Source organism: Mesorhizobium sp. M0077 (genome assembly GCF_040322955.1).
In the GTDB taxonomy this organism is placed as follows: domain Bacteria; phylum Pseudomonadota; class Alphaproteobacteria; order Rhizobiales; family Rhizobiaceae; genus Mesorhizobium.
Genome location: NZ_JAMYUL010000001.1, coordinates 277,292 through 297,268 on the forward strand (window position 1 = coordinate 277,292; position 19,977 = coordinate 297,268).

Consider the following 19,977-nt stretch of genomic DNA (forward strand, 5'->3'; position numbering starts at 1 on the left):
ATATGCGATTGCCTTGGACGTCATGGCAGAAGCGCACCGCCGGTCGACAACAAGCCCAAGAGATAACCCAGCGCAAACACCACCATCAGCGCAATGGCGATAGCGAAGCCGCGTCGGCCACCGAGCGAATGCACGCCGACGCCATAGGGCTTCCGCTCCAGTCTGCCGATCACCGGCTTCGCTTCGTCCTGGCCGACCACACGCATCTGCGGCAGTTCGGCGATGCGTTGCGAGATCAGCCGCCAGCGATCGCCGTCGCCCGAGGGCCGCCCCGTGCGGTCGAAGACATGCATGCGCTCGGCCAGCCGCATCACCGTGTCGCGGAAGGCGGGATCGATCTCCAGGTCGCGCTCGGCACGTTCGCGGTCGCGATCGTTCATCAGGCCAAGCACATAATCGCCCGCCCGCGCAACGCGATCGCTTTCACTGGCCATAGGCTTCTCCTTGCTACCAGTGCGGCGGTTTGGTTATCGGCACGTCGGGTGCCGATTGTTCCTCCAGCGCCATGAAGCGCCCGGTCAGGGCATCGAGCTTGCGCTGCATGCGTTCGATCGCCGTCCACTGCTCGGCGATCTGGCCCGACAGTTCCTCGATGGTCTTTTCCTGCTCGGCGGCGCGGATTTCCAGCGTCGTCAGCCGGTCGACAGGCATGATCATTCGAAACTCCCCAGGTCCTGGTGCACGCAGTTGCAGCATGATGCGACTGTTGAGCCTTGCATATTAGTGAATGTGAAGGTCTGCGGCCACGTTCGAAATTGACAAGCGCACCGGGATTTGTCGAGAGTGGCCACTGCGCCGCCAATTGGCACGGGGTGGGGCATCATGCTAGGCGTTTTGACCAAGCGATAAAAAAATAAGAGTGGGACAGGCTGCATGGCGCAAGCCGCAATCGAACTGATCGGCATCAACAAGAGTTTTGGCGCCGTTCGCGCCAATCGCGACATCAATCTGGAGATCGCACGCGGCACCATCCACGGCATCGTCGGCGAGAACGGCGCCGGCAAGTCGACGCTGATGTCGATCCTCTACGGCTTCTACCAGGCCGACAGCGGCGAGATCCGCGTCGGCGGCAAGCCGGCGTCGATCAAGACTTCCAACGACGCCATCGCGCTCGGCATCGGCATGGTGCACCAGCACTTCATGCTGGTCGACAATTTCACCGTGCTGGAAAACATCATCCTCGGCGCCGAAAGCGATGCGCTGTTGAAAAAGAGCATCGCCAAGGCGCGCTCCGAACTGGAGCGGCTCGAGCGCGAATACGGGCTGGAAGTCGATCCCGACGCCATCATCGAGGAATTGCCGGTCGGCCTGCAGCAGCGTGTCGAAATCCTGAAGGCGCTTTATCGCGGCGCCGAGATCCTGATTCTCGACGAGCCGACGGGCGTGTTGACGCCGGCCGAGGCCGACCATCTGTTCCGCATCCTCAGGCAATTGAAGGACCAGGGGAAAACGGTGGTGCTGATCACCCACAAGCTGCGCGAGATCATGGCCATCACCGACAATGTCTCGGTCATGCGCCAGGGCACGATGGTGGCGACGCGCGAGACCAGCAAGACGACAGTCGGCGAACTGGCCGAACTGATGGTCGGGCGGCGCGTGCTGCTGCGGGTCGAAAAGGGCGAGACGGAGGCCGGCGCGGTCAAGCTCGCAGTCAAGAACCTGACGGTGAAAGACCAGCGCGGCGTCACCATGGTCGACGACATCTCCTTCGATATCCGCGCCGGCGAGATCGTCGGCATTGCCGGTGTCGCCGGCAACGGCCAGTCCGAACTGCTCGAGGCGATTTCCGGCATCAGGCGCGCGGTTTCCGGCTCGGTGATGCTCGACGACAAGCCGATCGACCTGACCGGGGCCGCCGATCCCGGCGAGTTGCGCGACCGTGGGCTCGCCCATGTGCCGGAGGACCGCCATCATGTCGGCCTGGTGCTGGCCTTCGAGGAGAACGAGAATTCGATCCTCGGCTACCATGACGACCCGCGCTACCTCAAAGGGCCGTTCCTCAACATCGACGCCATCATGGCTGATGCCAAGGACAAGATCGAGAAATACGACATCCGTCCCGGCAATCCGCGTCTCAAGACGGCGAATTTCTCCGGCGGCAACCAGCAGAAGATCGTGCTGGCGCGAGAAATGGAGCAGGATCCCGGTGTTCTGATCGTCGGCCAGCCGACTCGCGGCGTCGATGTCGGCGCCATAGAATTCATCCACAAGCGGCTGATTGCAATGCGCGACCAGGGCAAGGCGGTGCTGGTGGTGTCGGTCGAACTCGACGAGATCCGTTCGCTGTCCGACCGCATCCTGGTGATGTTTGCCGGGCGCATCGTCGGCGAACGTGGCCCCGAGGCGACCGAAGGCGAGCTTGGCCTGCTGATGGCAGGCGTCGATCGCCAGGAGGCGGCAGAGTGAGCACGCCTTACGCCAAGCTGCCGGCCTGGGCCGATTATGGGCTGGTCCCGCTGATCAATCTGTCGGTGGCCTTCATCGTTGCCGGTTTCGTCGTCATGCTGGTCGGCGAAAACCCGTTTCGTGCCGCCGTCATCCTGGTCGAGGGCGCTTTCGGCAAGGGAACCGGCATTGCCTTCACGCTGTTCTATGCCACCACCTTCATCTTCACCGGCCTGTCGGTGGCGGTGGCCGCACATTGCGGCCTGTTCAACATCGGGACCGAGGGCCAGGCCTATATTGCCGGCCTTGGCGTGGGCGTGGTCTGCCTCGCCTTCGACACTGTGCTGCCGTGGTGGCTGACCTTTCCGCTGGCGATCGTCGCCGGAGCCGCCGTCGGTGCGCTGTGGGCGCTGATTCCGGCCTATCTGCAGGCCAAGCGCGGGTCGCACATCGTCATCACCACCATCATGTTCAACTTCATCGCGGCCTCGATCATGGTCTACCTCCTGGTTGGGCCGTTGAAGCCGGCGGCGTCGCAGGCGCCGCAGACGCGCAACTTCCTCGCCGGCGCCGAACTGCCCAAACTCAACTGGATCATCGAACTGTTCGGCGCCAAGATCCGCTCGGCGCCGTTCAACATCTGCTTCCTGCTGGCGCTGCTCATGGCATTCCTGGTCTGGCTGCTGATCTGGCGCACCAAGCTCGGCTACGAGATGCGCACCTATGGCCACAGCCCGAAAGCGGCGCGCTATGCCGGCATTTCGGAGACCCGCATCATCATCATCGCGATGATGATTTCGGGCGCGCTGGCCGGCATGATGACGCTGAACCCGGTGATGGGCGACCAGCACAATGTGGCGATCGATTTCGTCTCCGGCGCCGGCTTCGTCGGCATTGCCGTGGCGCTGATGGGCCGTCTGCATCCGGTCGGCATCGTGCTGGCGGCGATCCTGTTTGGCATGCTCTACCAGGGCGGCGCCGAACTTGCCTTCGAAATGCCGGCGATTTCCCGCGACATGATCGTCATCATCCAGGGCCTGGTCATCCTGTTTGCCGGTGCGCTGGAGCACATGTTCCGGCCCTACGTCCAGGCGCTGTTCGCCTCGTTCAGTCCAAGGTCGGTCGGCATCGAAGCGGTCAAAGGGAAGGGCGCCTGAGATGGACGTCTTCATCGCCATCGTGCAGATCCTGGACTCGACCATACGCCTGTCGGTGCCGCTGCTGCTCGCTTGCCTCGCCGGCCTCTATTCGGAACGCGCAGGCGTTTTCGACATCGGGCTGGAAGGCAAGATGCTGGTCGGCGCCTTTGCAGGTGCGGCCGCCGCTTCGGTCTTCCATTCGGCCTTCCTCGGTCTCGGCATGGCGATCGTGATGTCGGTCGCCTTTGCCCTGGTGCACGGCTTCGCCTCGATCACCCATCGCGGCAACCAGATCGTCTCCGGTGTGGCCATCAACTTCGTCGCCGCCGGCTCGACCATCATTCTGGGCCAGGCCTGGTTCCAGCAGGGCGGGCGAACGCCGGCGCTGCAGCCGGGCGAGCGTTTCGAGGCCATCACTCTGCCTGGTGCTGCCGCGATCCACGACGTGCCGATCATAGGGCCGATCTATTCCGAGCTGCTCTCTGGCCATTCGATCCTGGTCTATCTCGCTTTCGCCATGGTGCCGTTCACCTGGTGGGTGTTGTTTCGCACCCGCTTCGGCCTGCGCCTGCGCGCCGTCGGCGAGAACCCGGCCGCCGTCGACACCGCCGGCATCTCGGTCGCCTGGCTGCGCTACCGGGCCCTGATCTGCACCGGTGTGCTGACCGGCATTGCCGGCGCCTACCTCTCGATGGTGCAGAATGGCGGCTTCGTGAAGGACATGACCGCGGGCAAGGGGTACATCGCACTGGCGGCGCTGATCTTTGCCAAATGGCGACCGGTCAACGCTATGTTCGCCTGTCTTCTGTTCGGCTTCCTCGACGCGGCGGCGATCCGCCTACAGGGTTCGCCGCTGCCGTTGATCGGCAAGGTGCCGGTGCAGTTCATGCAGGCGCTGCCCTATGTGCTGACCGTGATCCTGCTTGCCGGCTTCATCGGCAAGGCGATCCCGCCGCGCGCCGGCGGCGTGCCTTATGTCAAGGAACGTTGATCCGGGCGCCCAGGAGCACTGTGTCGAACATGCGGCTGGTGCTCGAAAGGCGCTAGGAAAACGCAAATGGCCGGGTTTTGACCACGATCGTCGGAGAGAACGTCTAGATGTCGCATGATCTGTTCGAAGCCGCGCAGGAGGCCATGGCCAAGGCCTACGCGCCCTATTCGAAGTTTCCGGTGGGTGCGGCGTTGCGCACCGAAGACGGCCGTGTCTTCACCGGCGCCAACATCGAGGTCGCGTCCTATCCGGAAGGCTGGTGCGCCGAGACCACGGCGCTCGGCCATTACATCATGGGCGGCGGCGGCAAGATCGTCGAGATCGCCGTCATTGCCTCGCGCATGGCCAAATGCTCGCCCTGTGGCGGCTGCCGGCAAAGGCTGGCGGAGTTCTGCCGGCCGGACACGAAGCTCTATCTTTGCGACAACACCGGCGTGGTCGAGACCGTGACGATGGGCGACATGCTGCCCTACGGGTTTCGTGGCGACATTTTGAAGTGAGAGTTGGCTGATATGAAGGAAGCTCTGGACCACCTCGTTGAAAGGCTGGACGGGTTGGCGCCGACAACGGCGATGGTGCTGGGGTCGGGCCTTGGCGGGCTTGTCGACCAGGTCGAAAATGCCGTGCGCATCTCTTATGCCGACCTGCCGGGTTTCCCCCGCAGCGGGGTGACTGGCCATGCCGGCGAGGTGGCCGCGGGGCTTTTCGCCGGCACGCCGGTGCTGATGCTGTCCGGCCGCGCCCATTATTACGAGCACGGCGTTGCTGCTGCAATGCGGCCGGCGCTGGAGGTGCTTGCCGGCATCGGCATCACCAAGCTGATCCTTACCAATGCCGCCGGCTCGGTCGATCCCGACATGCTGCCAGGATCGGTGATGCTGATCACCGACCACATCAATTTCTCCGGCTCCAACCCGCTGATCGGCGAGCCGAGCGACCGCCGCTTCGTCGGCCTGACCGAAGCCTATGATGCCGGCTTGCGCGCGGCGATCGAACGGGCGGCGAAGGCGACAGGGACGGCGCTGCACAAGGGCGTCTATATGTGGTTTTCCGGTCCGTGTTTCGAAACCCCTGCTGAAATCCGCATGGCGCGCGTCATGGGCGCCAATGCGGTAGGGATGTCGACCGTGCCGGAGGTCATTCTCGCCCGCTTCCTTGGGCTTCGCGTAGCCGCTTGTTCGGTGATCACCAATCTCGCCGCCGGGATGACCGGGGCGGAACTGTCGCACCAGGAGACCAAGGACATGGCGCCGATCGGCGGCGCACGGCTGGCGACGATCCTTGCGCATGTGTTCCAGGATGGGTTGCCGGAGCCGAAGGGCGCCGCCTGATGCTTCCGCAGGAAATCATCCGCCGCAAGCGCGACGGCCAGAAACTGTCCGCGCAGGAGATTTCGGCTTTTGTCGCGGGCGTGACTTCGGGCAGCGTCTCGGACGGCCAGGTCGGCGCCTTTGCCATGGCGGTGTTCTTCAACGGCATGAACCGCGACGAGGCGGTGGCGCTGACACTGGCGATGCGCGATTCCGGCGATGTGCTCGACTGGTCGGACCTGCCGGGTCCGGTCACCGACAAGCATTCGACCGGCGGCGTCGGCGACAATGTCTCGCTGATGCTGGCGCCGATCGTCGCCGCTTGCGGCGCCTATGTGCCCATGATCTCCGGCAGGGGCCTTGGCCATACCGGCGGCACGCTGGACAAGATGGATGCCATCCCGGGTTATATCAGCCAGCCGGATATCGCGCGCTTCCGCAAGACGGTGCTCGAGACCGGCTGTGCCATCATCGGCCAGACCGCCGATCTCGCGCCCGCCGACCGTCGCCTCTATGCGATCCGCGATGTGACCGGAACGGTGGAATCGGTGCCGCTGATCACTGCCTCTATCCTGTCGAAGAAACTCGCGGCCGGCCTGCGGTCGCTGGTGCTCGACGTCAAGGTCGGCAATGGCGCCTTCATGGAGAAGTCGCGCGACGCGACAGCACTGGCCAACAGCCTAGTCGAGATCGCCAACGGCGCCGGCCTGAAGGCCTCGGCGCTGGTCAGCGGTATGAACGAGCCGCTGGCGTCGGCGGCCGGCAACGCGGTCGAGGTGCGCAACGCCGTCGATTTCCTCACAGGAAGGTTCCGCGACAAGCGACTGGAGGATGTGACGCTGGCGCTGGCCGCCGAGATGCTGCAATCGGCAGGGCTGGCGTCGTCCAATCAGGACGGTCTCAGGCGCGCGGCCGAGACGCTGGCCGGCGGCCGCGCGGCAGCCGCCTTCGCGCGTATGGTCGCAGCCCTTGGCGGTCCCGCCGATTTCGTCGAGAAGCCGGAAAAATACCTGCCGAAAGCGGCGGTGGAGTTTGCGGTCAAGGCGACAGGCAACGGTTTTGCCACCGCTATTGCCACCCGCGATATCGGCCTTGCTGTGGTCGGGCTCGGTGGCGGGCGCACGCGGCCGGACGACAGGATCGACCATGCGGTCGGCATCACCAGGCTGCTGCCGCTCGGCGCCGAGGTGCGGGCCGGCGAGCCGCTGGCGCTGGTCCACGCCCGCACGCAAGTGGAGGCCGAAGCGGCCGCAGCCGCCGTGCTTTCGGCCTATACGATCGGGGCGTCGAAACCAGCCGCCGACAAGACTGTCATCCGGCGCGTGCTGCCGCGCGGGTAGCGGAACGCGCTACTGCACCAGCAACAGTGTGCCGTTTTCGACCTGGTATTTTGCCAGCCGCTGCAAAAAGCTCATGCCAATGAGGTTGGTGCGCAGAGCCTTGTCGTCGAGCACTACCGCCTGGACGTTGTCGACGCTGATCTTGCCGATCTGCAGGCGATCGATGTTGACCACGGCGGCCCTGATCGCGCCATTGGCGGTGTTGACCTGCTGGTTGAAGTCCGACGGGTTGAGCGAGATGCCGATGCGGCGCGCCGTCGAGGTGTTGATGGCGACCAAAGTGGCGCCGGTGTCGATCATGCCGTCGACCTGGCGGCCGTTGAGCTTGAAGGCGAAGGTGAAATGGCCGCGCTCGTCAGCCGCCACCAATACTTTGCGCCCAGTGGGCAGCGGTGCGGCCGGCTTGCCGGGAACCGAGGCCATGTTCAGTTCGGGCTGAGGCTGCGCGGACGGCTTGCCGGCGACGGTCGACTTCAACAGGTTGTCGAGAATCTGCGGATTTGACTGATAGACGATCGGGATCGATGCCGACGTTCCGGCGAACACGCCCAGAATGACAAGCTTGCGCAGCATGAATGGACCTTCGTGAAGGCCCATTCTTGCCCACGTATGGTGTGTGCCGCTTTAACACCAACCCGAAACCGCGGCTTTGCGTAAACGGGCGGTAAACGACTGGATGTCAGCTGGCCTTGCCAGCCGCCGTCATTTGGTTCCGTACATGCGGTCGCCGGCATCGCCGAGGCCGGGCATGATGTAGCCCTTCTCGTTGAGCTGGCGGTCGATGGAAGCGGTAAAGACCGGGACATCCGGATGCGCCTTGGTGAAGCGCTCGATGCCTTCTGGCGCCGCCAGCAGGCAAAGGAAACGGATGTTGGTGGCTCCGCGCTCCTTCAGCTTGTCGATGGCCGCGATGGCCGAGTTCGCGGTCGCCAGCATCGGATCGACGACGATCACCAGCCGGTCGGCGAGATCGCTCGGCGCCTTGAAGAAATATTCCACCGCCTCCAGCGTATCGTGATCGCGGTAGAGGCCGACATGCGCGACGCGGGCCGCCGGGACCAGGTCGAGCAGGCCTTCGAGCAGGCCATTGCCGGCGCGCAGCACCGAGGCGAAGACCAGCTTCTTGCCCTCCAGCGTCGGCGCTTCCATGGTTTCCATCGGCGTTTCGATGGTCGTCGTCGTCAGTTCGAGGTTGCGGGTGACCTCGTAGCCGAGCAGGAGCGAGATCTCGCGCAGCAGCCGCCGGAAACCAGCGGTCGACGTCTCCTTCTTGCGCATGATGGTGAGCTTGTGCTGGACAAGCGGGTGGTCGACGACGGTGACGCCCTGCATGGGTTGCTCCAGTGAATGGTGAATAGTGAATAGTGAATTGTGAGCAGGTTTGCGAGTCCCGATGGATCGATCATTGCCGTTGACAGGCCGAAGCGCCGGCAAACCAATCACCAGTCACCTCTTCGCATCGAGCCGGGCAAGCAGCGCGCTTTTCGTCTTCCTGTCGACGAAAGCCGCCTCGATCGCGGTTCGGGTGATGGCGGCCAGCGCCTTTTCGTTCATGGCGAAATGCTCGGCGGCGATGTCGTATTCGCGCTTCAGCGAAGTCCAGAAATAGGGCGGGTCGTCAGAATTCAGCGTCACCTTGCAGCCGGCTGCCTGCAGCGCAGGGAAAGGGTGATCGGCGAAACTGTCGTAGACCTTGAGCGCGATGTTGGAGCCGGGGCAGCATTCCAGCACGATGCCCTCATCGGCGATGCGCCGCACCAGATCGGGGTTTTCGATGGCGCGCACGCCATGGCCGATGCGCGAGGGGCGGATATGGTCGAGTGCGGCCTGCACCGTCTCCCATCCGGTCAGCTCGCCGGCATGGATGGTGATGCCGAGGCCGGCTTCGCGGGCGATCTCGAAGGCCCTGACATAATCCTCCATCTCGCCCATGCGCTCGTCGCCGGCGACGCCGAAGCCGGTGACCAGCGGATTTCCGCAGCGCGCCGCAAAGCGCGCCGCCTGCTCGATCGACTCGACGCCGACATGGCGTACGCCGGTGACGATCATGCGGCCCTCAATGCCGGTCTTGGCTTTGGCGCGCAGCATGCCTTCGCCGAGCGCATCGGTATAGGCCTTGGGCGACAGGCCGGCCCTGACGGCATGGTCGGGCGAGGTGAAGACCTCGGAATAGATGGCGCCGTCGCGGGCAAGGCTGGTCAGATAATGGTCGGCGAGGCGGGCATAATCCTCCTCGGTGCGGAACAGGTCGGCGGAAAAATCATAAGCCGCCAGGAACGAGGTGAAATCATGCCAGACGAAGGAGCCGTTCTGGATATAAAGCGAGGTGTCCTTGCCGTATTTCTGCGCCTGACTGATGACGAGTTCGGGCGCCGCTGCCCCCTCGATGTGGCAGTGCAGTTCTGCTTTCAAAGGCATGCAGTTATCCCGTCTCATCAGTCCAGGCCGTAAAGCGCACCACCTGGAAGCGCGGCCGAACACCGCGCCTTAAACAATAGCGCCCGCACCATCGATCGGCTATGGTCCCGCCGGTTTTATGACGGATCAAAATAATGTCAGTTGAGAGAACCACGGCCGCGGGCGGCATGGAAACCTCCTATGGTTTCAAGAAGGTAGGGCCAGGCGACAAGCAGCCTCTGGTCAATGAGGTTTTCCACAAGGTGGCGAACCGCTACGACCTGATGAACGACCTGATGTCGGCCGGGCTGCACCGGCTGTGGAAGGATGCCATGGTGACATGGCTCAATCCGCCGAAACGTCCGGGCTGGAAAGTGCTTGACGTGGCGGGCGGCACCGGCGACATCGCCTTCCGCATTGTAGACGCCAGCCATGGCAACACGCATGCCACGGTGCTCGACATCAACGGCTCGATGCTCAGCGTCGGCCGTGACCGCGCGGAGAAAAAGGGCCTGTCCGGCAACACCGATTTCGTCGAGGCCAATGCCGAGGAACTGCCTTTCACCGATAGCACCTTTGACGCCTACACCATCGCATTCGGCATCCGCAACGTGCCGCGCATCGATGTCGCGCTGACGGAAGCCTTTCGCGTGCTGAAGCCCGGCGGACGGTTCCTGTGCCTGGAGTTTTCCGAGGTCGAGATGCCGCTGCTGGACAAGGTCTACGAAGCCTGGTCGTTCAACGCCATTCCGCAGATCGGCAAGATGGTGACGGGCGAGGGCGAACCCTATTCCTACCTGGTCGAATCGATCCGCAAATTTCCCAATCAGCAGAACTTTGCTGCCATGATCACCCGCGCGGGCTTCGAGCGCGTGTCGTTCCGCAACTATTCCGGCGGCATTGCCGCCCTGCATTCGGGCTGGAAGCTTTGAGGCACGACAGTTTGCAGCAGCAGGGTAGGCGATGAGCAGCGTCGGCGCCGCCTTTCGGCTCGCGCGGGCCGGCTGGGTGCTGGTTCGCGAAGGCGTGATCGCAGCATTGCCGGGCGACGAACTCGGCGGCCTGCCGAAATTCGGCTGGCGCATGGCCCGGCTCTTCACCCGCCGCCGCGCGCTCGCTTATGAGCGCAGCGACCGGCTGGCCAAGGCGGTGGTCCGGCTCGGACCCTCCTACGTCAAGCTCGGCCAGTTCCTGGCGACGCGGCCCGATGTCGTCGGCAACGACATGGCGCTCGACCTCGCCATGCTGCAGGACAAGATGCACACTTTTTCGCAGGCGGAAGCGGTGGCGGCGATCGAGGGCTCGCTCGGGCGCAAGATCGGCGAACTCTATACGCAGTTCGGCGGGCCGGTCGCGGCGGCCTCCATCGCCCAGGTCCATCCCGCGCAGGCCATGCATGACGGTGTCGATACCAAGGTGGCGGTGAAGGTGATCCGGCCTGGCGTGCGCCGCCGCTTCTTTCAGGATCTCGAAAGCTATTTCCTCGCCGCCCGGCTGCAGGAGAAATACATCCCGTCGTCGCGGCGGCTGCGGCCCGTCGAGGTGACCGAGACGCTGGCGCAAACCACCAAGATCGAGATGGATCTGAGGCTCGAGGCGGCAGCGCTTTCGGAACTTGGCGAAAACACCAAGGATGACCCGGGCTTCCGCGTGCCGTCGGTCGACTGGGAGCGCACCGGGCGCGATGTGCTGACCATGGAATGGGTCGACGGCGTCAAGATGAACGACATCGCCGGCCTCGCTGCGGCGGGACACGATCTGAAGGCGATCGCCACCAACCTGATCCAGTCGTTCCTGCGTCACACGCTGCGGGACGGCTTCTTCCATGCCGACATGCATCCAGGCAATCTGTTCGTCGAGGCCAATGGCAATATCGTCGCCGTCGATCTCGGCATTGCCGGACGGCTCGGCAAGAAGGAGCGCCGGTTCCTCGCCGAAATCCTCTACGGCTTCATCACCCGCGACTATTTGCGCGTCGCCGAGGTGCATTTCGAGGCCGGCTACGTGCCGCGCCAGCACAATGTCGCGGCTTTCGCGCAGGCGATCCGCGCCATCGGCGAGCCGATCCACGGCCAGCCGGCCGAGACCATTTCGATGGCCAAGCTTTTGACGCTGCTCTTCGAGGTCACCGAACTGTTCGATATGGCCACGCGGTCGGAACTGATCCTGTTGCAGAAGACCATGGTGGTGGTGGAGGGCGTCGCGCGTACGCTCGACCCGGCCTTCAACATGTGGAAGACGGCCGAGCCGGTGGTCGGCCAGTGGATCGCCGGCAATCTCGGGCCGAGCGGCCTGCTGATGGACGCGCGCGACGGCGCCAAGGCGCTGCTGGCGCTCGCCCGCCAAGCGCCGGACCTTGCCGCCCGCACCGAGCGGCTGTCGCGCGAGATCGATTTTATGGCGGAGCACGGCCTCCGCTTCGACGAGGCGACATCGCGCGCCATCGGCAAGGCCGAAGCCCGTTACACCCGCTCGGGCCGGCTGGCGTTATGGGTGATCGCGCTGACGCTGGTTTACATCGCGTGGAAGCTGCTCTGATCGCTTGCAACGCTAGCAATTGTGGTGCTAGCGTTGCAGTCGCGCTATTGATGTCGCGGAGCAAGTCATGGGCACCATTACTGTCCGCAATCTAGCTGACGACGTGAAGCAGAAATTGCGTGAGCGCGCTGCGGCGCGCGGGGTGTCGATGGAGGAAGAGGCGCGTGATGCGCTTGCCAAAAGCGTGCTGTCGGCGGAAGCCGGCATGCCCGAGAGCGAAACCCTCTATGCAACAATCCGCCGCCTGGTTGAGCCTCATGGAGGTTTTGACAACGATCTGTCCCAGCGAGGTCAATCCACAAAAACGCACAACACCCTCGACGGCAAGCGCATCCTGCTGATCATCGGCGGCGGCATCGCCGCCTACAAGGCGCTGGACCTGATCCGCCGGCTGCGCGAGCGCGGTGCGGCGGTGCGCGTCGTGATGACATCGGCGGCGCAGGAGTTCGTCACCACGCTTTCGGTCGGCGCGCTTTCGGCCGACCATGTCTTCACCGAACTGTTCGACCGCAGTGACGAGCACGATGTTGGCCATATCCGCCTGTCGCGCGAGGCCGACCTCTTGGTGGTGGCGCCGGCCACCGCCGACCTGATGGCCAAGCTCGCCAACGGCCATGCCAACGATCTGGCCTCGACGGTGCTGCTCGCCACCGACAAGAAGGTGCTGATGGCGCCGGCGATGAACCCGAAAATGTGGTCGCATGCCGCGACGCGCCGCAACCGGGCGACGCTCGCCAAGGACGGCATCGCCTTTGTCGGCCCGGCCAGGGGCGAGATGGCCGAGAGCAATGAGGTGGGCGAAGGCCGCATGGCCGAGCCGCTGGACATCGTGGCAGTGATCGAGGCACTGCTCGATAGCAGGCCGAAGCCGCTGGCCGGCCGCAGGATCATCGTCACCTCGGGGCCGACGCATGAGCCGATCGACCCGGTGCGCTACATCGCCAACCGCTCTTCGGGCAAGCAGGGCCATGCGATTGCGGCGGCGCTGGCGAGACTGGGCGCGGATGTACGCCTGGTCTCCGGTCCGGTCGGCATTGCCGATCCGGCCGGCGTTGTGACGACACATGTCGAGACCGCGGCCGAGATGAAAGCGGCCGTCGAACAGTTGTTGCCGGCGGACGCCGCGGTCTTCGTAGCTGCCGTCGCGGACTGGCGCACCGCTGGCACGGCCGGCGAGAAGATCAAGAAGGTGGCGGGCCAGGGCCCACCGGCGCTGCAAATGGTCGAAAACCCCGACATTCTCGCCGGCGTCGGTCATCACGGGCAACGGCCGGGGCTGGTTGTCGGCTTCGCCGCCGAGACGCAGGACCTGATTGCGAATGCCGAGGCCAAGCTGAAGAAGAAGGGCGCCGATTTCATTGTCGCCAACGATGTCTCGCATGAAAGCGGCGTCGGCCCCACCGGCGTCATGGGCGGCGACCGCAACAAGGTGCGCATCGTCTCGAAGGACGGTGTCGAGGAATGGCCTGAGATGGGCAAGGACGAGGTGGCGGCGCGGCTCGCCGCGCTCATCGCCGAGCGTTTGCAAGCCTGAGCGGCCGCCGGTCCGCAATCAGGCACGGGCCATGGTCTTGCAAGCAGCCTTGTGGTCGGGGGCATTTGACGCCGACGGTGCCGGCAAAATGCTGTCGCCAAATTCTCGATCGCCGTGCCCTCAGCCTGTCGCCAGTTGCGGCCGGCGTGCCTCTAAAGCCATCTTCAACGCCGCCAGGCAACCGACAATGCCGAGCGGCACGAAGGCCAGGTACAGCCAGCCGGCGACGTGCGCTGCTGCCTCGCGGTTCAGCCCGTCCGAAAAGCCGCTGGCATTGGCGATGATGCCGGCCATGGCGGCGCCCACGGCATAGCCGATGCGCTGCATGGTCGGCACGGCGGCCGAGGCGATCGTCTGCTCGCCGTCGCGGGCCGAAGCGACGATGATGCGGGTCAGGAAGGGCCATGACACGCCGAAGCCACCGCCTTGCAACAAAGCGCAGAGCAGGATCATCGGGATCGAGCCGGCGGGGATGGCATAGGCGAAACCCGCGAGGCCGGCTGCAATCATCAGCGCGCCGATGACGAGGATCTGCCGTTCGCGCTGCAGCGGCGCATTGGCGACGGCGATCGACAGGATCGACCAGGCGATCGATTCGGCGGCGATGATGTAGCCTGTGGTCAGGATCGGGATGCCGTGCAGCGTGGTAAGCAGAAGCGGCCCGTAGATGGAAAAAGAGACTGTCGCCACCGAGAAGGCGGCAACCATGCTCATGCCGCTGCCGACCGGCGAGCGCCATGAGAACAGGCCCGACGGGAACAGTCGCGATTGCGGCTTCATGGCGTCGACGAAGACGAACAGCGCCAGGCCGGCGAGGCCGAGGGCCAGCAGCAGCGACGAGCGCAGCAAGGCGACGTCGACGCCTGCGGTGGCGATCAGCGCGACGGCGATGGCGAGGCAGCCAAGTGCTGCATAGGGGAAGGGCGGCGATGTGCCGGCGGCGGCCTGCGGCTTCGCCGCTTCCGGCGCGTTCAGGACGATGAAGCTTGCCGATGCCATGGCAATGCCACCCAGCACGAAGACGCCGAAGGCCCAGCGCCAGGACAGGAGCTCGACCATGATCGCGCCGAGCATCGGGCCGCTGAACGCGGCGACGCCCCAGATCGCCGACATTATGCCGAACAGCTGTGGCCAGATGTTGCGGTTAAACAGCCGCTCGACCGAGACGAAGGCCAGCGACACCAGCGCACCGCCGCCGAGCCCCTCGACCAGACGGCCGACAAGAAACACCGGCATGGACGGCGCGGTGGCGCAGATCAGGGCGCCCGCGGCATAGAGCAGGGCCGCGACCGTGACGTTGGAGCGTAGCGCGACATAGCTGACCAGCCGCCCGGCCGCTGCGCCGGCGACAATGGCGCCGAGCTCGTAGACGGCCAGCGACCAGCCGACGAACTGCACACCAGCGAGGTCTCCGACCATGGCCGGCATGACTGTCGCCACCATCGTCTCGTTGGTGGCGTGCAGCAGGATACCGAGACTGATGAAGCAGAAGCGCGCGAGGTCGCCGCTTGCCCACAATGCCCGCCAGTCGACCTTGTTGCTGGTGATTTCAGTCATTCTTTTACCCTGCCTTTGCATATCTCGATGCCGGCGCATGGCGCCAGAAGCCAGTGGGGGCTTTCCGGCGGGGCCATGCGCGCTGTTTCAGTCAGGCGAGTTGTAAAACCTCAAGCGCAGTTGAGCTCAAGTGGCTTTTTATCGAAGTGCAGACGGGCGAGATTGGCCGGAAGCCTCTCCGCTTGATGCGCCGGTCAGTTCTCAATGCTGCGCAGCTGAAACTGGCTGGCGCCGATCGCAATGTTAATACCGGTCTGCGTCTGCAGGCTGAGCGGCTGCAGGGTGAAGGCCTGCGAGGAGCCGCCGACCAGGAGATTGGCGCCGGCGCCGACCGCCGCGGTCACTTCGGCGCTGGCGCCGATATAGTCGCCGGCCAGCGCGCCGGGCGCATAGATGTTCCTCAGCGGCGTCAGCACCAGCCATTGCATGACGGTCTGCTTGGTGGTGCCGATGTCGAGCCCGTATTTGTTGACGGCGCCGAAATAGGCTTCCGGCGAAAAGCTCTTGTCGGCCGGCGTGAAGGTGCAGCTCAGATCCTTTCTGGAGCCGAAAACGAAGCCGGTGCCGCCGCCGATGGCGCAATCGAGCACACCGAGTTCGATGCCCTGGTCTTGCGCTTGGGCCTGGGCGGTACAGATGATGGTGATAGCGGCGGCGATGGCTGGTTTCAGCACGGCGGATCCCCCAAAAAGCATACGGCGCGAAACAGTAACCTGTTCCGCGCCGCGCGTAGAGGGATCAGTCGATCCTTGTTTGCCGATGCTTATTTGAACGAGTGGATCAGCTCCAGGGAGGTCACGGCGACCGCTACATTGACGCCGGTCTGCGCCTGGACGCTGAGCGGCTCCAGCACAAAGGCGCCGTCCAGCCCGCCGACCAGCAGATTGGCGCCGCCGCCGGTCACCACGCTCGCCTCGGCGTTGACGCCGTAATAATGGCCGGCAAGGTCGCCCTCGTCATGGCCGCGGGTGGCGGCCAGAACCGCCCACACCAGCTGGCCCTGATGCGTCTGGCCGAGATCGACGCCGAGCTTGGAGATCATCCCCGTGTATTTCTCGGACGGCCCATGGTGATAAGGGCGGAACGTGCAGTCGACGCCCTTGTTCGACGTGATGACGTAACCGACGCCGCCGTCGATGGTGCAATCGAGCGTGCCGAGCTGAAGCTTGCCGGCGCTGGCGGGAACGGCAAGCAGCGTCGTGGCAAGTGCCGCGGCACAGATGATTTTCTTGATCATGGGTCAGTCCTTTCGAAAATGCCTTCAACAACGGTTGAATGGCCCGGAGCGTTCCGCTGAAAACTTGGCGCGATCAAGGCAGGGGTTAACGCTTTGCCCCGGTGGTTAAGATTGGGTGATAGTGGGGTTTTCTGGATACGCAATCCCAAGGGGAAGCGCTCTGCGCTTTCCCTTGGGAGAAACCGCTCACGCGGCGCACTGCATCAGGAATGGAACGTTGTTATAAAAGGCCGCCGATGGCGGCGCGCCGGCTGCATCTCAGCCGGCGGTGGCGCCCGATGTGCGCGACAGGCCGTCCTTGGCCGGCTGGTAGGTCGGGTCGAGATGGACGGCTTCGCGGTAGGCCTTCGAGGCCTTGACCTTGTCGCCGCGGCGCTCGTAGATCAGCGCCTGGTTGGACCAGGCTTCGGCGTTCTTGCCGTCGAGCTTGATGGCCATGTTGAAGTCGGAGAAGGCGTTGTCCTCGTCATTCATGGCGAGATAGGAGAGGCCGCGGCCGTTATAGGGTTCGGCGGCGTCCGGCGCCAGCGAGATGGCGGTCGAGAAATCCTCGATGGCAAACTTGTGCTGGCCCTGGCTCTGATAGATCAGGCCGCGATTGTGGTACGCGCGCGCATCCGTCGTATCAAGCTGGATCGCCTTCTGGAAATCGTTGAAGGCCTGCTGGGTCTGGCCTGCCTTGCGATAAAGGTTGCCGCGGCCGATATAGGCGGCGTCATAATTTGCATTGATCTGGATTGAGCGGTTGTAGTCGGCAAGGGCGGCCGCCTGGTTGCCGAGGAAGCGCTGGATCAGCGCTCGGTTCGAATAGGCCTGGTAGAAATTCGGGTTGAGCTGGATGGCGGTGTCGAAATCTTTCAGCGCCGCCTGATACTGGCCGCCACGGCCATAGGCCGAGCCGCGCACATTGTAGCCTTCCGGATCCTGCGGATTGCGCTGGATCACCGCCGACAGCGAGGAGATGTTCTCGCTCGAGCCTTGCGCCTTGTCGATGTTGTTGAATTCGCCGGTCGGAACGCTCTGGCAACCGGCCAGCACCAGGCCGGACATCAGGGCTGCCGCCAGGGCCAAACCGCGCATTGTGGTTTTGCGCTCTACGCCGATTGCGTTCATGTCTGCCCTGTCCTCACTTCAGCCGCGCCGTCCAGGTCCCCCTCCGGGCCGGGTCACAGATTGTCGTAACAAAATCTAGAACGCCGTTTGCGCGTTCAAGGGAACGGCCTCCAACAGAATGGCGGCGCTCCAAACAAAAAGGTGGCGGCGATTCCGCATCGCGCCACCTCAGAGTATCCTTCGAAAAGGACGAAAAATTGGCGTCAGAACCGCGGCGGACGCGGAGCACCACCAGGACCACCGGCGGCGCCGGCAGCAACCGGGCGCGGCGTCATCGGCAACAGGCCTTCGCGCTGGGCGCGCTTGCGGGCCAGCTTGCGGGCGCGGCGAACGGCTTCGGCCTTTTCACGGGCGCGCTTCTCGGAAGGCTTCTCGTAATGGCCGCGCATCTTCATTTCGCGGAAAATGCCTTCGCGCTGCATCTTCTTTTTGAGAGCGCGAAGCGCCTGATCAACGTTATTGTCGCGGACGAGTACCTGCACGGGCAATCCTGTCTTTCGGGTTTGATATCAACAGGCAAGCGGCCATAGCCACATGCCTCCGCGGCGCTTTACACCACGAATTGTGGCGGCTGATAGCAGAATCAGGCCGCGCTGTCCACACTGGAAATGAAGGACAACCGCCAATTTGCCACGGCAGCCCCGAGATAGGGCGCCAACTAGGCGCTGGCCAGATGGAGCCGTGCGAAATCCTCGAAGAATTCGCCGTAATCGCAGGTAATTTCCTCGCCGGCTGATATATCTCGAGTGGCGGTGGCGCCGCCATATTGCGAAAAATCCGTGTTCGGCCGCTCGGCGTGGTTCATGAAGCGGCCATTATCGACTTCATAGACCATGAAGCCGGGACGGTCGGGGCTCGGATAGGCATAGCGGTCGAGCAATTCCTTGAGGTGCGGCGGCGCCGCCTCGTATTTGTCCATCGGGATCAGCCGGTCGAAATCCGGATCGAGCCGCCAGATCGAGGCGCCCTTCCTGATCGGCTCGGCGGCGAACACGCCGACGCCTTCGATTGCGCTCTGGGCGACATAGGTCCTGATCAGCAGCATGTCCGTCCTCCTCACCCGAAACCGAATCGCCAAATCGCGTGGAAAAAGCAAGTCCGGTTTCGGGTTCTATGGCTGATCGGCGCGGGCGATGACCCGCGAAATGCTTCACGTCCGGGTGATCGAGACGCCGCCATCGGCAAACAGCGCCGATCCTGTGGTGAAGCTCGACGCATCCGATGCCAGGAAGAGCGCAGCGCTGGCGATCTCTTCAGGCACAGCGACACGTTTCAAGGCATGCAGGTTTTCCACGAAAGCGCGTGATTCCGGCGTCTTGAATGTTGCCGACGGGGTGTCGGTGCCACCCGGCATCAGCGCGTTGACCCGCACGCCCCTGGGGCCGTATTCGGCGGCCAGTACCTGCGTCAGGCCGATCAGTCCGGCCTTGCTCGCGGCATAGCTGGTCATGCCCGGCATGCCGACTGTGTGACCGACGAAGGTCGAGGTGAAGATCAGCGATCCGCCGCCGCGTTCGACCATCGCCGGCACCTGGTATTTCGCGCCGAGAAAGGCGCTGGTCAGATTGGCGTCGAGCGTCTCGCGCCATCCGTCCAGCGACAGTTCCGAAATCGGACCCATCGTTCCGACGGAGCCGACATTGTTGAAGGCGATATCGAGCCCGCCGAATTTTTCGACGGCGAGATCGACGAGGGCTTTTGCATAGGCTTCGTCGCGGACATCGCCGGCAAGCGCGACTGCCGTGCCGTCGGCGTCCTCGATTTCGACGACCAGCGCATCGAGTTCGGCCTGGCGGCGGGCGGCGATGACGACCCTGGCGCCTTCTTCGGCGAAGAGTTTTGCGGTGGCGCGGCCGATGCCGGAACTGGCGCCGGTGACGATCGCTATTTTATTGGTGAGTGCGAACATTTTTTGCATCCTTTCATCGCGCCGGCTGTGCCGGCAACCGGGATGTTGATCGCAGTTCGGGACGGTGCTAGCCACCCGATACGTGCTCGACTTGCTGAATGGCTTCGCAGCGGCACAAGCGCCGCGCGCCGGACTATTGCTTCAGCAGCCAGCCGAGGCGATCGAGCGAAAATGCGTAGCTGATGGCGATGAGCAGCGTGATGACAACGCCCGTAGTCGTGTGACCGGCGGCATAGAATCCGGCTGCACCGCCAAACAGGATGGCCAGTTCAAGCACCAGCCTGACTGCGCCTGGTACAGGAACCGGCGCGCGTCCGGACCGGCTCGGATCGCCGCGCACCGCGAAGGTTCCCCACAGCGCAGCTGCAATGAACGGCAAGGCCAAGGCGAAGAGCCAGCGCCACCATCCGCCGGAGAGGCTCCAGCCGGCAAAGCCGAGGCCAAGCAAGGCGGCAAGTTCCAGCAGGAAACGCAAGGTCAGATTCCACCAGGCGTTGCCCATATTCGTCCTCCAGAGTCTCGCGATC

Annotated in this window: 22 protein-coding genes; 9 read left to right on the forward strand and 13 right to left on the reverse strand. The window is 64.1% G+C overall.

Going from position 1 to position 19,977, the window contains the following annotated elements; all coding sequences use genetic code 11:
* Window positions 1–20: 20 nt before the first annotated feature.
* Both NKJ57_RS01345 and NKJ57_RS01350 read right to left on the reverse strand, forming a co-directional pair.
* Complete coding sequence (locus NKJ57_RS01345) at window positions 21–434, reverse strand: hypothetical protein (RefSeq protein ID WP_352499055.1); 414 nt, start codon at window positions 432–434, stop codon at window positions 21–23.
* A gap of 13 nt (window positions 435–447) precedes the next feature.
* On the reverse strand, window positions 448–654 hold the full coding sequence (locus tag NKJ57_RS01350) for a SlyX family protein (RefSeq protein ID WP_196813821.1): 207 nt from the start codon (window positions 652–654) through the stop codon (window positions 448–450).
* Between the two features lie 219 nt (window positions 655–873).
* Here NKJ57_RS01350 and NKJ57_RS01355 point away from each other — a divergent pair, with 219 nt between their 5' ends.
* From NKJ57_RS01355 to deoA, 6 genes are all read left to right on the forward strand, one after another.
* The gene (locus NKJ57_RS01355) at window positions 874–2,406 is read left to right on the forward strand and encodes an ABC transporter ATP-binding protein (RefSeq protein ID WP_023747100.1); all 1,533 of its coding nucleotides are present in this window, start codon (window positions 874–876) and stop codon (window positions 2,404–2,406) included.
* Window positions 2,403–3,542 (forward strand): ABC transporter permease, encoded by a 1,140-nt coding sequence (locus NKJ57_RS01360; protein ID WP_023747101.1) that lies wholly within the window; start codon window positions 2,403–2,405, stop codon window positions 3,540–3,542. The genes NKJ57_RS01355 and NKJ57_RS01360 overlap by 4 nt, the downstream gene beginning before the upstream one ends.
* Window position 3,543: 1 nt before the next feature.
* Window positions 3,544–4,515 (forward strand): ABC transporter permease, encoded by a 972-nt coding sequence (locus NKJ57_RS01365; protein WP_023683182.1) that lies wholly within the window; start codon window positions 3,544–3,546, stop codon window positions 4,513–4,515.
* Between the two features lie 107 nt (window positions 4,516–4,622).
* Window positions 4,623–5,015: a cytidine deaminase gene (gene cdd, locus NKJ57_RS01370; protein ID WP_023683183.1), complete on the forward strand. Its 393-nt coding sequence runs from the start codon at window positions 4,623–4,625 to the stop codon at window positions 5,013–5,015.
* Window positions 5,016–5,027: 12 nt separating this feature from the next.
* Entirely contained in the window at window positions 5,028–5,846 is an 819-nt protein-coding gene (locus tag NKJ57_RS01375; RefSeq protein WP_352510352.1) for a purine-nucleoside phosphorylase, read from the forward strand.
* Window positions 5,846–7,165 carry a thymidine phosphorylase gene (gene deoA / locus NKJ57_RS01380; protein ID WP_352510353.1) on the forward strand — a complete coding sequence of 440 codons (1,320 nt, stop codon included), beginning with the start codon at window positions 5,846–5,848 and terminating at the stop codon, window positions 7,163–7,165. The genes NKJ57_RS01375 and deoA overlap by 1 nt, the downstream gene beginning before the upstream one ends.
* Before the next feature lie 9 nt (window positions 7,166–7,174).
* Here deoA and NKJ57_RS01385 read toward each other — a convergent pair whose 3' ends face one another.
* The 3 genes from NKJ57_RS01385 to NKJ57_RS01395 all read right to left on the reverse strand — a co-directional run bounded on the left by NKJ57_RS01385 (window position 7,175) and on the right by NKJ57_RS01395 (window position 9,583).
* Window positions 7,175–7,738 carry a TIGR02281 family clan AA aspartic protease gene (locus NKJ57_RS01385; RefSeq protein WP_352510354.1) on the reverse strand — a complete coding sequence of 188 codons (564 nt, stop codon included), beginning with the start codon at window positions 7,736–7,738 and terminating at the stop codon, window positions 7,175–7,177.
* A gap of 129 nt (window positions 7,739–7,867) precedes the next feature.
* Window positions 7,868–8,497, reverse strand: coding sequence for a uracil phosphoribosyltransferase (upp, locus tag NKJ57_RS01390; RefSeq protein ID WP_352510355.1), 630 nt, complete (start codon window positions 8,495–8,497; stop codon window positions 7,868–7,870).
* A gap of 114 nt (window positions 8,498–8,611) precedes the next feature.
* The gene (locus NKJ57_RS01395; protein WP_352510356.1) at window positions 8,612–9,583 is read right to left on the reverse strand and encodes an adenosine deaminase; all 972 of its coding nucleotides are present in this window, start codon (window positions 9,581–9,583) and stop codon (window positions 8,612–8,614) included.
* Window positions 9,584–9,717: 134 nt separating this feature from the next.
* Here NKJ57_RS01395 and ubiE point away from each other — a divergent pair, with 134 nt between their 5' ends.
* The 3 genes from ubiE (at window position 9,718) to coaBC (ending at window position 13,634) form a co-directional block, all read left to right on the forward strand.
* Window positions 9,718–10,494 carry a bifunctional demethylmenaquinone methyltransferase/2-methoxy-6-polyprenyl-1,4-benzoquinol methylase UbiE gene (ubiE, locus tag NKJ57_RS01400; protein ID WP_023691856.1) on the forward strand — a complete coding sequence of 259 codons (777 nt, stop codon included), beginning with the start codon at window positions 9,718–9,720 and terminating at the stop codon, window positions 10,492–10,494.
* A gap of 31 nt (window positions 10,495–10,525) precedes the next feature.
* Entirely contained in the window at window positions 10,526–12,100 is a 1,575-nt protein-coding gene (gene ubiB / locus NKJ57_RS01405; protein WP_023671132.1) for a 2-polyprenylphenol 6-hydroxylase, read from the forward strand.
* 67 nt (window positions 12,101–12,167) lie between these two features.
* Window positions 12,168–13,634, forward strand: a complete 1,467-nt coding sequence (gene coaBC / locus NKJ57_RS01410; RefSeq protein ID WP_352510357.1) for a bifunctional phosphopantothenoylcysteine decarboxylase/phosphopantothenate--cysteine ligase CoaBC — start codon at window positions 12,168–12,170, stop codon at window positions 13,632–13,634.
* Between the two features lie 120 nt (window positions 13,635–13,754).
* On the opposite strand, the gene NKJ57_RS01415 is transcribed toward coaBC, so the two are convergent.
* The 8 genes from NKJ57_RS01415 to NKJ57_RS01450 form a co-directional block, all read right to left on the reverse strand.
* A complete protein-coding gene (locus NKJ57_RS01415; protein ID WP_352510358.1) occupies window positions 13,755–15,191 on the reverse strand; it encodes an MFS transporter in 1,437 nt (478 codons plus the stop codon).
* Between the two features lie 194 nt (window positions 15,192–15,385).
* Window positions 15,386–15,865 carry a DUF992 domain-containing protein gene (locus NKJ57_RS01420; protein ID WP_352510359.1) on the reverse strand — a complete coding sequence of 160 codons (480 nt, stop codon included), beginning with the start codon at window positions 15,863–15,865 and terminating at the stop codon, window positions 15,386–15,388.
* Window positions 15,866–15,954: 89 nt separating this feature from the next.
* Window positions 15,955–16,428, reverse strand: a complete 474-nt coding sequence (locus tag NKJ57_RS01425; RefSeq protein WP_023671136.1) for a DUF992 domain-containing protein — start codon at window positions 16,426–16,428, stop codon at window positions 15,955–15,957.
* A gap of 258 nt (window positions 16,429–16,686) precedes the next feature.
* Window positions 16,687–17,541, reverse strand: a complete 855-nt coding sequence (locus NKJ57_RS01430; protein WP_023686462.1) for a tetratricopeptide repeat protein — start codon at window positions 17,539–17,541, stop codon at window positions 16,687–16,689.
* A gap of 203 nt (window positions 17,542–17,744) precedes the next feature.
* Window positions 17,745–18,023 carry a 30S ribosomal protein S21 gene (rpsU, locus tag NKJ57_RS01435; protein ID WP_023671138.1) on the reverse strand — a complete coding sequence of 93 codons (279 nt, stop codon included), beginning with the start codon at window positions 18,021–18,023 and terminating at the stop codon, window positions 17,745–17,747.
* A gap of 176 nt (window positions 18,024–18,199) precedes the next feature.
* Complete coding sequence (locus NKJ57_RS01440; RefSeq protein ID WP_023671139.1) at window positions 18,200–18,586, reverse strand: SET domain-containing protein; 387 nt, start codon at window positions 18,584–18,586, stop codon at window positions 18,200–18,202.
* 105 nt (window positions 18,587–18,691) lie between these two features.
* Window positions 18,692–19,450 (reverse strand): SDR family oxidoreductase, encoded by a 759-nt coding sequence (locus tag NKJ57_RS01445; protein WP_352510360.1) that lies wholly within the window; start codon window positions 19,448–19,450, stop codon window positions 18,692–18,694.
* A 133-nt stretch (window positions 19,451–19,583) separates the two neighbouring features.
* Window positions 19,584–19,952: a YrdB family protein gene (locus NKJ57_RS01450; RefSeq protein WP_023671141.1), complete on the reverse strand. Its 369-nt coding sequence runs from the start codon at window positions 19,950–19,952 to the stop codon at window positions 19,584–19,586.
* Window positions 19,953–19,977 lie beyond the last annotated feature (25 nt).

Coding starts and splice junctions, on each gene's coding strand:
- NKJ57_RS01345 (WP_352499055.1), bottom strand. CDS start 434: ATGGCCAGTGAAAGCGATCGCGTTGCGCGGGCGGGCGATTATGTGCTT.
- NKJ57_RS01355 (WP_023747100.1), top strand. CDS start 874: ATGGCGCAAGCCGCAATCGAACTGATCGGCATCAACAAGAGTTTTGGC.
- NKJ57_RS01365 (WP_023683182.1), top strand. CDS start 3,544: ATGGACGTCTTCATCGCCATCGTGCAGATCCTGGACTCGACCATACGC.
- cdd (WP_023683183.1), top strand. CDS start 4,623: ATGTCGCATGATCTGTTCGAAGCCGCGCAGGAGGCCATGGCCAAGGCC.
- NKJ57_RS01375 (WP_352510352.1), top strand. CDS start 5,028: ATGAAGGAAGCTCTGGACCACCTCGTTGAAAGGCTGGACGGGTTGGCG.
- deoA (WP_352510353.1), top strand. CDS start 5,846: ATGCTTCCGCAGGAAATCATCCGCCGCAAGCGCGACGGCCAGAAACTG.
- NKJ57_RS01385 (WP_352510354.1), bottom strand. CDS start 7,738: ATGCTGCGCAAGCTTGTCATTCTGGGCGTGTTCGCCGGAACGTCGGCA.
- upp (WP_352510355.1), bottom strand. CDS start 8,497: ATGCAGGGCGTCACCGTCGTCGACCACCCGCTTGTCCAGCACAAGCTC.
- NKJ57_RS01395 (WP_352510356.1), bottom strand. CDS start 9,583: ATGCCTTTGAAAGCAGAACTGCACTGCCACATCGAGGGGGCAGCGGCG.
- ubiE (WP_023691856.1), top strand. CDS start 9,718: ATGTCAGTTGAGAGAACCACGGCCGCGGGCGGCATGGAAACCTCCTAT.
- ubiB (WP_023671132.1), top strand. CDS start 10,526: ATGAGCAGCGTCGGCGCCGCCTTTCGGCTCGCGCGGGCCGGCTGGGTG.
- coaBC (WP_352510357.1), top strand. CDS start 12,168: ATGGGCACCATTACTGTCCGCAATCTAGCTGACGACGTGAAGCAGAAA.
- NKJ57_RS01415 (WP_352510358.1), bottom strand. CDS start 15,191: ATGACTGAAATCACCAGCAACAAGGTCGACTGGCGGGCATTGTGGGCA.
- NKJ57_RS01425 (WP_023671136.1), bottom strand. CDS start 16,428: ATGATCAAGAAAATCATCTGTGCCGCGGCACTTGCCACGACGCTGCTT.
- NKJ57_RS01430 (WP_023686462.1), bottom strand. CDS start 17,541: ATGAACGCAATCGGCGTAGAGCGCAAAACCACAATGCGCGGTTTGGCC.
- NKJ57_RS01440 (WP_023671139.1), bottom strand. CDS start 18,586: ATGCTGCTGATCAGGACCTATGTCGCCCAGAGCGCAATCGAAGGCGTC.
- NKJ57_RS01445 (WP_352510360.1), bottom strand. CDS start 19,450: ATGTTCGCACTCACCAATAAAATAGCGATCGTCACCGGCGCCAGTTCC.
- NKJ57_RS01450 (WP_023671141.1), bottom strand. CDS start 19,952: ATGGGCAACGCCTGGTGGAATCTGACCTTGCGTTTCCTGCTGGAACTT.